The 11,594-nt window shown below is 58.8% G+C and carries 11 protein-coding genes; 8 read left to right on the top strand and 3 right to left on the bottom strand.

The features are described from left to right. Positions 1–26 precede the first annotated feature (26 nt). Entirely contained in the window at positions 27–545 is a 519-nt protein-coding gene (locus JHC09_RS00175) for a peptidylprolyl isomerase (RefSeq protein WP_199530351.1), read from the top strand. Between the two features lie 18 nt (positions 546–563). Here the strand turns inward: JHC09_RS00175 and JHC09_RS00170 are convergent, their stop codons facing one another. From JHC09_RS00170 to JHC09_RS00160, 3 genes are read right to left on the bottom strand one after another with little or no spacing between them, the layout of a single operon-like run. Then, on the bottom strand, positions 564–1,574 hold the full coding sequence (locus JHC09_RS00170) for an NADPH:quinone reductase (protein ID WP_199530350.1): 1,011 nt from the start codon (positions 1,572–1,574) through the stop codon (positions 564–566). Positions 1,575–1,591: 17 nt separating this feature from the next. After that, entirely contained in the window at positions 1,592–3,421 is a 1,830-nt protein-coding gene (locus tag JHC09_RS00165) for a gamma-glutamyltransferase family protein (protein WP_248308823.1), read from the bottom strand. Positions 3,422–3,453: 32 nt separating this feature from the next. Beyond that, positions 3,454–3,942: an Lrp/AsnC family transcriptional regulator gene (locus JHC09_RS00160; protein ID WP_169193820.1), complete on the bottom strand. Its 489-nt coding sequence runs from the start codon at positions 3,940–3,942 to the stop codon at positions 3,454–3,456. Positions 3,943–4,115: 173 nt separating this feature from the next. Between JHC09_RS00160 and JHC09_RS00155 the strand changes: the two genes are divergently transcribed. The 7 genes from JHC09_RS00155 to JHC09_RS00125 all read left to right on the top strand — a co-directional run bounded on the left by JHC09_RS00155 (position 4,116) and on the right by JHC09_RS00125 (position 11,593). After that, a complete protein-coding gene (locus tag JHC09_RS00155) occupies positions 4,116–5,168 on the top strand; it encodes an extracellular solute-binding protein (protein ID WP_199530349.1) in 1,053 nt (350 codons plus the stop codon). Positions 5,169–5,229: 61 nt separating this feature from the next. After that, a complete protein-coding gene (locus JHC09_RS00150; protein WP_169193818.1) occupies positions 5,230–6,306 on the top strand; it encodes an ABC transporter ATP-binding protein in 1,077 nt (358 codons plus the stop codon). Continuing rightward, positions 6,299–7,198, top strand: a complete 900-nt coding sequence (locus JHC09_RS00145; protein WP_199530348.1) for an ABC transporter permease — start codon at positions 6,299–6,301, stop codon at positions 7,196–7,198. Before JHC09_RS00150 ends, JHC09_RS00145 begins: the two co-directional genes overlap by 8 nt. A 2-nt stretch (positions 7,199–7,200) precedes the next feature. Further along, complete coding sequence (locus tag JHC09_RS00140) at positions 7,201–8,034, top strand: ABC transporter permease (RefSeq protein ID WP_199530347.1); 834 nt, start codon at positions 7,201–7,203, stop codon at positions 8,032–8,034. Further along, positions 8,031–9,788 (top strand): M28 family peptidase, encoded by a 1,758-nt coding sequence (locus JHC09_RS00135; protein ID WP_199530346.1) that lies wholly within the window; start codon positions 8,031–8,033, stop codon positions 9,786–9,788. The genes JHC09_RS00140 and JHC09_RS00135 overlap by 4 nt, the downstream gene beginning before the upstream one ends. Before the next feature lie 8 nt (positions 9,789–9,796). Further along, positions 9,797–10,588 (top strand): SDR family NAD(P)-dependent oxidoreductase, encoded by a 792-nt coding sequence (locus JHC09_RS00130; protein WP_199530345.1) that lies wholly within the window; start codon positions 9,797–9,799, stop codon positions 10,586–10,588. Beyond that, a complete protein-coding gene (locus JHC09_RS00125) occupies positions 10,589–11,593 on the top strand; it encodes a 2-dehydropantoate 2-reductase (protein WP_199530344.1) in 1,005 nt (334 codons plus the stop codon). It abuts the gene before it with no gap. Position 11,594 lies beyond the last annotated feature (1 nt).

The following is an 11,594-nucleotide window of genomic DNA, read 5'->3' as shown; positions in this document are numbered from 1 at the left end:
ACCCATTCTCTTGAAAGTCATCGCATATGATTAAGGTCCGCGTCGAAACCGAGCTGGGCAATTTCACCCTAGGCCTAGAGCCGGAGCGGGCTCCGATCACGACAGAGAATTTTCTCGCCTATGTCGACGGTGGGTACCTCGACGCAGCGCGCGCCTATCGGGTTGTGACGCTGAGCAACCAAGCGCCGGAGCGTGACCCGAAAATCGAAGTCGTCCAGATGGGCATCGATCCCAAGGATGACCAGCCGCAAATCTTCCCACCGATCGCCCATGAGCGGACCTCAGTGACAGGAATAAAGCATCAGCACATGACGGTGTCGATGGCGCGCCTTGAGCCGGGCACGGCGACATCGGAGTTCTTTATCTGCATTGGCGATCAGCCAGAACTGGACTTTGGTGGCCGACGCAACCCGGATGGTCAGGGCTTCGCTGCCTTTGGGAAGGTGGTCGAAGGCGAAGACATTGTGATGAAGATCTTCGCGACCGCTGAGCCGACCGAATATCCGCAGAGCCCGGTATCAGCGCAAAAATTCACGCGGGTTTAGTTCGCGCCCCGGTGTGTCTCAGATGAGGCACACCACATTGCCGGGCTGTATTGGGGCTTCTACGGCTTCATGCGCATCGGCAATTTCGCGGAGGGCGAAGGTCGCAGCGATGGTTGGACGAAGCTGCCCCATCGAGAGCGCAAAGTTGATGTCCGCGAGCCCACGCAGACTGTCGGCCTCCGAAATCATAAAGATCGGCGCGAGCCGAATATGGGCATTGGTGAACTGTAGCGGGTAATACGGAATGGCCGGTGTGCGGTCAGATGGCGAGGAATAGCTGGCAATTTGACCGCCGAGTTTCAGTACGGCAGCGTCAATGGCAGCGTTCGCGCCGAAGTCAACTTCAATAATGCGATCAACGCCTTGCGGGGCGATGCTGCGAACGCACTTCACCACATCTTCGCTCTTGCGGTTAATGATGTGATGAGCTCCAGCCGCACGTGCGACCTCTGCCTTTTCAAGGGAGCTGACGGTTGTGATGACGGTCGCGCCAGCGGCTACGGCGAATTGAACGGCCAGCTCACCAACGGCCCCAGCCCCGCCTTGCACGAGCAGTGTTTTGCCGGTGACCGGACCATCGCAGAAGGTGACGTAGTGCGCTGTACGGGCCGGAATGCCGAGGCAGGCTCCAACCACAAACGAGACATTATCGGGCAGAGGCACGACATGGGACAGCGGCAGGCAGCTGTAGGTGGCTGCAGTGCCTGCTTCCGGGCCCGAACCGCCATAAGAGGCGGCGCCCTGCGCGTTAAACACCCAGACGCGGCGACCAACCCAATGCTCTGGGACACCGGCACCGACGCATTCGACCACGCCCGCGCCATCGCTGTGTGGAACAATGGGCTGAGCGGGCGGCATTGTGCTGCCCCAACCAGACCGCTTTTTGACGTCTGACGGATTGATGCCGGAGGCGTGGATGCGGACGACCACCTCGCCCTGTTGGGGTGTTGGACGGACTTTCTCGCCGAAAGAAAGCACCTCAGCGGCAGGACCGAAGCTGGAGTAGCTGGCGACAATTGAGGTGCTCATGTCGGAAAAATCTTTCATCAGCGGCCGATGGCATAGCCCTGGGAGGTGCGTGGGTCTGCACCGCCCTTGAGGATGCCGTCCTTCTGCGAGACCGCACAGAGGCGACCTTCCGACCAGACTGGCCCAACGACGACGTCATGACCGCGTTCGCGCAATTTGGTGACAGTGGCTTCCGGCATCTGCCCATCGACAACGACGGTGTTGGGCTTAGCGGCGCGTGGCCAGAACGAGCTTGGGAAGTGATCCGTGTGCCAGTTAGGCGCTTCGATGGACTGCTGCAGGTTGAGCCCCGAGACCGCGTGGCGGAGGAAGAGTTGCAGCGACCACTGATCTTGCTGATCGCCGCCCGGCGTGCCCCAAGCCATATACGGCTTGCCATCACGATGGGCGAGCGAAGCCGACAGTGTTGTGCGCGGGCGCTTATAGGGCGCAATCGTGCTCGGCAGACCGGGCTGGAGCCAGAACATTTGAGCGCGCGAGTTGAGCGGGAAGCCCAGCTCAGGAATGACCGGCGAGCTCTGCAGCCAACCGCCGCTGGGGGTCGCAGAAACCATATTGCCATGACGATCCACGACACAGATGTGGCAGGTGTCGCCACGCTCGGCTGGTGGAAGAGCCACTGTTGGCTCACCAACGCCGAGGACCGGAGCAACAGTGGGTTCGCCTGCGCCCGCCGCGGCCTTGGTCTCGCGTGTGCGAATGGCGGCGAGATGCGCCTCCCAAGCAGCGTCGGTTTGGATACCGGGCTGCAAATCCAAAGACGCGGTTTCACCCATGAGGCGGCGGCGTTCTTCGGCATAGGTCTTTGAGAGCAGGTGTTCCATTGGAACATCGCTGAAGTTCGGGTCGCCATAAGCGGCCTCGCGGTCGGCGAAGGCGAGCTTACCGGCTTCGAGGATCAAGTGGATGTATTCATCGCCCGAAGGATCCATGTCTTCGAGGGCAAAGCCGTCGAGCAGCGACAATTGCTGCAGCATGACCGGCCCCTGGCTCCATGGGCCGGGCTTAAAGACTTCAAAGTCCCGGAACTTTAGCGACAGTGGCTTTTCGTAGCTGGCTTCCCAACGCCCCATATCGTCGGCGGTAAGAAGACCCTTGTGCGGGACGCCGTCGACATCGAGGACATCGCCGGATTGGCTGAAGCGATCCATCGCCTCAGCGACAAAGCCCTTGTACCAAGCGCGACGCGCGGCCTCGATCTGGCGATCACGATCGCCGCCGACGGCCTCGGCCTCAGACAGAATGCGCTCATAGGTATCGGCCATGACCGGATTGCGGTGCATGGTGCCCACTTGCGGCAGATCACCATTCTTGAGGTAGACATCGCGCGAGCCATGCCAATGGTTCTCAAAGACGGTCTGCATGCCTGCGACCGCCGAGTTGATACGCGGCAAAACAGGAATGCCATTGCGGGCATAGTGAATAAGCGGCTCAAACACATCGCGCAGACGCATGGTGCCATGATCGCGCAGCATCACCAGCCAAGCGTCGAAGGCGCCGGGAACAACGGTGGCGAGAAGGCCGGAGCCGGGAATAAGATCAAGGCCAAGATCGGTAAAACGTTCTGGCGTCGCCGCGCCGGGTGCCACGCCCTGCCCGCACAAAACCTCAGTCTGCTCGGTGCGCGCATTGTAAAAGACAATCGGCACTTCACCCGCCGGGCCATTCAAATGTGGCTCAACAGCCTGCAGGGTAAGACCCCCGGCAACCGCAGCATCGAACGCGTTCCCGCCACGCTCAAGAATGGACATTGCCACGGCGCTGGCGATCCAGTGCGTGGACGAGACCACCCCGAAGCTACCAACAATTTCAGGACGCGAAACGAAACTCGGTTGGGTTGGAGACAACAGACAAAGCCTTGAGAAGTTGAAGTTCAGAACTAGTCCTGATCGGACTCGAGGTATTCAAACCAATCGCCCCAGGTCCAGGAGCTCTTGGTGACCTCAGCAATTTGGAAAGTGTCGGTGCTGGTCACTGCAGGGGCAACCTTGGGCACCACTTCCGACACGAACCGATGGAGATCTGCCACATCCTTATGGAGGGATTGTATCATCACATCGGCTGGGCCAAAGGAGAGACCAACAAAGCGAACATTGCTTTGCTGACCCAGAATTTCGGCTGTCTCGCGCGTGTGTCCGGGCTTTACACGCAGCAATGTCATCGCTGACACCCCAACGCCCAAAGCAATAGGACTACCCACGAGGGTCACGCGAATAAGGTTTTCGTCTTGCAGGCGCGTGAAGCGCAACCGCACCGTCCCCTCCGAGACGTTTAACTGTCGCGCGATTTCACGAAATGAAACCCGACCATCTTTCGCCAGCAAGGCGATGATGTCTTGATCAAGCTGATCCAAAACCACTTTTTGCATCCCGCATCCTCCCTGCAATAAAATTACGCATTTCGCATCATTCTGCAAACTAATTCTTGACTATGCGCAATTTTCGTATCGTATTTATACGAGATGCGCAGTGCGTGCCCCACGCGCCGCGCATTCAAAAGGGTCGGGAGACGTGAGTACACGTCCCCATACGGAGACTAAGTATGATACGTATTGCAGCGCTGACGGCAGCACTCCTTGGCGGCGTAGCCGTCGCACCCGCCGTATTTGCCCAAGACAAGACCGAAGTTACCTTCTTCATCTGGGCAGGTTCGAACCAGGGCGTTGTCCCTACTGAAATTATCGAGGCGTATCGCGCAGCGAACCCGAATGTGACCATCAACATTCTGGAATCGAACAACGCGATCACCTACCCGCAGATGGTCGCGGCCCGCCGCACCACCCCGGACAATCCGCTGGTTCACTGCGGCTTCTTCAATGCTGACGCTATCACCAAGGGCGACGCAGAGGGCATGTGGGATGTTCTCGACGTTGCCTCTGTTCCAAACCTTACCAACGTCATGGAAAACTTCCGTCGCGCTGAAGACCGCGGTGTTGGCTACCAGATGAACGCTGTCGGCATCCTCTACAACAAGGATGCGGTTCCAACCCCACCGACCTCGTGGGCCGACCTTTGGAGCGAGGCCTATGAAGGCCGCGTGACCATGTTCGACTACGACACCCGCATGATGGCTGTTGCTGCAAAGCTCAACGGCGGTGACGAATTCAATATCGATCCGGGCTTCAAGGTCTGGGCCGAAAACGCCAAGAACTTCCGCGCGCTGGTTGATTCCAACGACGCTGTGAAGAACCTGCTGGTGAGCGGCGACGCCTGGGCTGCGCCATGGTTCTCCTCGATCTCCAACGTATGGATCGAAGAAGGTGGCCCATTTGCCTTCGCAGTTCCAAAGGAAGGCGCGATCGCGTTCCCGAGCTACCTCGCTATCGTTGACGGTTCGGACGAAGCTGAAAAGGCCGTCTGCGCGTCGCTGATCAACTCGCTGCTCGAAGCTGAAAACGCTGGCCGCTACGGCGATCTGACCTCGTCCATCCCGGTTGTGTCCAATGCTGTTCTTACCGAAAAGCAGAAGACCAACCCGATGCTGCAGCTCAGCCTGGCTGAGGAATCCATTGTGTTTGACTACGGCCACATCGGCGAAGTGACGCCCGATTGGCGTCAGCGCTGGGATCGTGAAGTCAAGGTTAACATGCGTTGATCATGAGAGGGGCGCTCTGCGCCCCTCCGCATGTTTGCCGTGCATTCCAAGCGAGTTACGAATGAATTTTGACGTCGAGTTCCAAAATGTCAGCAAGGTTTTCGCTGACTATCTTGCGGTAGACGACATCTCGTTTTCTGTGCCCAAGGGTAGCTTCTTCTCCCTTCTCGGCCCCTCCGGCTGCGGGAAGACAACAACTCTGCGCATGATGAGCGGGTTCGAATGGCCAGATAGCGGCCAGATCCGTATTGCGGGCAAAGACATGCACAATGTTGCAGCTTACTCGCGCCCCACCAATATGGTGTTCCAGCGCTGGGCGCTGTTCCCCCATATGACCGTCGCTCAGAACGTCGCCTTCGGCTTGGAAGTGGCAAAACTCGAGCGCAACGAAATTCGCAAGCGCGTCGCCGATGCACTTGAAATGGTTAGCCTTTTGCCGATGGCAGAACGCAAGCCACGCCAGCTTTCGGGTGGCCAGATGCAGCGTGTGGCCCTTGCCCGCGCACTGGTCAACAAGCCTGAGGTTCTGCTGCTCGACGAGCCGCTTGGCGCTCTCGATTTGAAGCTTCGCCTGCAAATGCAGATGGAGCTCAAGCGAATCCAGCAAGAAGTCGGCACCACCTTCATCTACGTGACGCACGATCAGGGCGAGGCATTGACCATGTCTGACCAGATCGCCGTGATGAACAAGGGCAAGATCGACCAGCTCGCTTCGCCCCAAGAAATCTACGACCGCCCGTCGACCCGTTTCGTCGCGAGCTTCATTGGCAACACCAATTTGCTGCCCGTCGAAATCCTCGAAGTCTCCGGCCAAACCGCAATGGTCCGTGTCGGTGAAGCCAGCTTTGCCACTCCAATCGGCCAGATCGGCAACGGCAAGACCGGCGTCGTGTCCGTCCGTCACGAGCGCGTCCGCGTTGGCGATGCTGCTGCGAACGCGCAGGTGCGCCTGTCGGGTCTCGTCAAACAGACCGTGTTCTCAGGATCCTCGATCCTCGTCACGGTTCAAATTCAGAACACCCCAATCGACCTAACGGTCGAACTCCACCACGATGGTACCAGCGCTGCCCCTGCGGTTGGGACCATCGTGGCCCTTGGCTGGGAGGGGGCGGCAACGACGCTTTTCGGCGATGACTGATGCCGTCTCCAACACCTCGGGCAAGCTGGCTATAACCCCAGCAAAGCCACCGTTCACCCGTCGCATCATGCCCTGGCTCCTGCTGTCACCGGTTATGATCGTGATGCTGGGCGCCTTCGTGATGCCACTGCTGACCTTCTTTCAGTACAGCTTCTACCGCTTTGAGCGGGGTCGTCTGATCGAGGATTTCAGCTTCGACACCTATATCGAGTTCTTCACGGACTCCTATTACCACATGGTCATTCTCGACACGCTCAAGATGGCCTCGGTGACGACCTTTGTGTCGATCGTGATTGGCTATCCGCTGGCCTATGCGCTCTGGCGCATGCAAAAGCCGTGGATGCAGAAGTGGTTCGCTGTGATCATCTTCTCGCCGATCCTCGTTTCGGTCGTGGTGCGCACCTATGGCTGGACCGTGTTGCTGGCCGATCAGGGCCCGATCAATTGGTTCTTGCAGCAGATCCTGCAGTTCCCTGAGCCGGTCCGCCTTGTGTTCAATCTGACCGGCGTCGTCATCAGCTTGACGCATGTGTTCCTGCCGTTCGTGGTCTTCCCGATCTTTTCGGTGATGCAGCGTATCGACCCAAACCTACGCGAGGCCGCAATGGACCTTGGTGCCGGTTGGTGGACCACATTCCGTCGCGTGACCTTCCCACTCACCCTGCCCGGCTTGGTTTCTGGTGCGCAGATCGCCTTTACACTGGCGCTTGGCGCTTTCGTGACGCCACAGATTTTGGGTGGCGGCCGCATCCTGATCCTGCCTTTGCAGGTCTACACCGCGACCACCGAAATCAACTGGCCGCTTGCGGCTGTCGGCGGCATCGCTCTGCTCGGCTTGGCTATGATCACGGTGATGATCTCCAACCGCTTGCTGCGCTTTAGTGAGGTATAGTGATGTCTGATAAAACTATGCCCCATTATCGCTATCTGCTGCTGGGCCTGTTTGCGGTGATGGGTGTGTTCTACGTGCTCGCGCCGCTGGCGATTGTGATCCTGAACTCGTTTTCGAGCGTGGCCCACAACGTCTTCCCGCCGGAGGGCTATTCAACCCGCTGGTATGAAAACCTCTTCGCACAGGACACGTTCTATCTGGCTGCCGGACGAAGCGTCATGCTTGCGCTGTTGGCGACAGCAATTGCGATGGTCATCGGCACCATGGCGTCCTATGCCATCGTCCGCTACCAGCCCAAGCTGGCGAACCTGATCCGTGCCTTCCTGCTCTCGCCGATCGTTCTACCGAACATCGTACTGGGCGTTGCTGCGTTCATGTTCGTCGTTCGCATCGGCATGTTTGGCAATTACGCCAGCCTGCTGTTCGTGCACGTCGTTGTGGTTCTGCCGTTCATCGTGACCGTCATCACGGCCTCGCTCGCCAATTTCGATTGGTCGCTGCAAGAAGCGGCAATGGATTTGGGCGCCAAGCCAGTCCGCGCTTTCACCAAGGTGGTGATGCCGCAGATTTCGGTGAGCATGGTGGTCTCGGCGCTGTTCGCGTTCATGACCTCGTTCGACCAGGTGGAAACAACCCTGTTCCTCGTTCGCGCTGGCGCCAACACCCTGCCGATCGAAATGTTCCTCTACCTGCAGAAATGGCAGGACCCAACCATTGCTGCGCTGTCCAGTCTCTTGATTTTGTTCGCGATTATCATCGTCGCGATCTTGAGCCTGATCATGCGCAATAAAACCATTCCGCTTGCATCGCTGCAGGCGAAGGAGGCATCAGAATGAAGGCGATCGTCCCCCAAGATCTGCTCAATTCCATCAACGGCCCATTGATGTGGGAACACCTCGTTGAGTTCTCGAAGTGGCGGAAAGAATCCGGCATCGACGAAGAGCTCAAGAGCTTGGCCTATATCCAAGCGCAGATGAACTCTTACGGTTTTAAGACCGATCTCATCCTGCACGACGCCTATATCAGCCTTCCTCAAAAGGCGCGCATCGTCACTCCAGACGGTGAACACCGTTGCATCACCCACTCCTTCTCGCAGTCCTCGCCTGCTGAAGGGATTACGGCGGGTCTCGTCGATGTGGGTTCGGGCTCTGCGGCTGAATTCGCTGGCAAGGACGTTCGCGGCAAGATTGTCATCGTTGATGGCGTTGCAGGCGCTGTCGTTTCACAGCGCGCCACTGAAGCTGGCGCACTTGGCCAGCTCCATGTCAGCCCACACGAGCACACGCACGAAATGTGCATCTCGCCGGTTTGGGGCAGCCCGACCGAGCAAACTGTCGGCAATCTGCCACAGACCGTCGTGGTCAGCACGCCGCTCGAAAACGGTACGGCGATCCGGGCAAAGCTCGCTGAAAACCCAGACTATCAGGTCACATTGCACGCGGACGTCGATACTCGCTGGCGCAAGACCCCCATTCTGGTGGCCGACCTGCCAAGCGCGACGGGCGATGACGAAGAGCCATTCGTCTTCTTCACCGGCCACCACGACACTTGGTACTATGGCGTGATGGACAATGGCGGCGCCAATGCCACCATGATGGAAGTTGGTCGTGTTGCCGCTGAGCGCCGCGATCTGTGGCAGCGTGGCCTGCGCATCGTATTCTGGTCCGGTCACTCGCAGGGTCGCTACTCCGGCTCCACCTGGTACGCTGAAGAGCACTGGGAAGAGTTGGAAAAGCGCGCGCTTGTGCACGTCAACGTCGACTCGACTGGCGGTAAGGGCAACATCATCGTGACCGACACGACTGCTGCGGCAGAACTGCGTGCATTGGCCGTTGAATCGATCTGGGACCAGGCTCAGCAAGAGTTCTCCAATCGCCGCATGGCCCGCGCTGGCGACCAGTCCTTCTGGGGCATCGGCGTTTCGGCCATTTACGGCAATATGAGCGAACAGCCAGCTGGCGCGGATGCGAACGCATCGGCAGCCGTTTTCGGCGGCGGCAACCGCAAGGGTGCTGGCACCGGTTGGTGGTGGCACACGCCCGATGATTTGCTCGACAAGATGGACGAAGAGATTTTGGTGCGCGACACCAAGATTTACTTCCACACGGTCTGGCGTCTTCTGGCAGACAAGGTTCTGCCGCTCGATTGGGCTGAACACGGTCGTTATCTCTCCGAAGAACTGAACGCGATTCAGGCGGGCATCGTCGGCAAGTTCGACATGTCGGTGCTGATCGAGCGCGCTAACCGCCTGACCGAAGTCGCGAAGGCATTCAATGCACGCCTTGCCACTCTCTCGGACGCAGCTGGCTACGCCAGTGCAAACGCGGCGCTGATTGGTGTTTCTCGCCAATTGGTCATCCTCGACTACAGCGAGGCGGACCGCTTTGAGCAGGATGCGGCGATCATGACACCCATCTATCCTTCGCTCCGTCCGCTTCGCGAGATGGCGCAGGTTGAGGCTGGTACCGACGCGTTCAAGTTCCTCACCGTTGGCGCATCGCGTGCCCGCAATCGCGTGGCGTGGGGCCTGAAACAGGCCATCGAAATTCTCGAACAGGCTTCGGCCGAACTCGACAGCAAGCAGAACTGATCTCAAAAATGCTTCTTGAAAACAAAATCGCGCTGGTTACCGGCGCTGCTGGTCGCTTGGGCCGTGCGATTACCGAAGTTTACCTTCGCGAAGGCGCAATTGTTGTCATGGCCGACCTCGATGGTGGTCGCGTGAAGGCTGTTGCCGCAGAAATCGCTGAAACCTACCCAGGCAAGGCGTTCGCTGTACAGGGCGACCAGTCGCAGTTTGACGAGGTTCAGCGCATGGTTGCGGAAGCGGAAGCTTTCGCGGGCCTGCCAGACCTCTTGGCCAATGCGCATGGTATTTTCCCAAACTGCTCCATGCTCGATGTGACCGTTGAAGAATGGGACAGCGTGTTCAACGTCAACACGCGTGGCACCATGCTCACCTGTCAGGCGCTGTCCCGTAAGTGGATCGACGCTGGCGTCAAGGGTTCGATCATCAACATCTCTTCGGGCGCGGCGCGCTCGGGTCGTGCCGGTGGCGCGCATTACAGTGGCTCGAAGGCTGCGGTTGAACTGCTCACCCACATCTTCGCCATCGAGCTGGGCCAATATGGCATCCGCGTCAATGCGGTTGCTCCGGGCCTGATCCTCGACAATATCGTCACCGAAACCGATGATAGCCTGCACCCATATGTCAACCTGACCCTCGAAGGCACGCCAATCGGACGTACCGGCGCGGCAATCGACGTTGCGGAAGCTGCAGCATTCCTGACCTCGGACCGCTCGTCCTGGACCACAGGTGCGATCCTCGAAGTCACCGGTGGCACGCACACCGGCCGCACCCACATGCCCTTCTCGCGTCAGTTGCGCTAAATGGGTCAGTCTATTCTCGTTGTCGGCGCTGGCGCTATCGGCGCCATCGCTGGCGTGCATCTGATCGAACAAGGTCACACTGTTGATCTCGTTGACGCGAACGCGGCCCATGTGGCGGCGGTGCGTGCCAATGGGCTGCGTCTGAGTGGCGTGCGCGACGTCACTGTGCCCGCAAACATCATGCTGCCGGAGGACGTCTCTGGCCGCTACGATATTATTCTGCTGGCCGTTAAGGCTCCGCACACGGCAAGCACGCTCGACATGGTCAAGCGCGTTCTCGCGGCGGACGGCTGCGTTGTCTCGCTGCAGAACGGGCTTGAAGAATACCGCATCGCCGACGCTGTTGGCGCGGACCGCACCATCGGTGGGTACCTGACCTTTGGTGGCTTCTTTGTCGAACCGGGTCACATCAAGAACGGTGGCAGCGGCAGCTTCAAGATTGGCGAAGTTGACGGCCAGATTACTGACCGGATCAAGGAACTGGGCGAATTGCTCGCGCCGGTTCATAAGGTCGATATCACCGACAATATTTTTGGCTATCTCTGGGCCAAAATGGCACTTGGCGCGGTCTACTTCGGCACTGCAATCGCCGATATGGACGTCGTTGACGTTTACCAACGTCCAAAGGCGCGCGCGGTTCTGGCCAAGATCTGCGCGGAAGTCACGGCCGTTGCTGACGCCAAGGGCATTCGCATCGAAAATAGCGATGGGTTTGACCCAAAGGCGTTCCGCGCTGGCGGCACCGATTCCGAGATGCAGGCCTCCTGGGACGCCCAGACGCGCTATTGGAACTCCCATGACAATCGCCGCACTGGCGTGTGGCGTGATCTAGCGACCTTCAAGCGTCCGACGGAAGTTGATTTCCAAGTTCTGCCAGTTATCGAGATTGGCGAACAGCTTGGCGTCCCAACCCCTTGGCTGCGAGCGCTGCGCAATGCAGTGAAGGCAGTGGAAGCGGGTGACGCCGAACTCGGCATCGCCCTGCTCGAAGCTCTGGAAGGCTAAG

The organism is Devosia sp. MC532, assembly GCF_016461625.1.
Lineage (GTDB): Bacteria > Pseudomonadota > Alphaproteobacteria > Rhizobiales > Devosiaceae > Devosia.
Note: the sequence above shows the minus strand (reverse complement) of the source record. Positions and strands in the feature narration are given on the sequence as shown.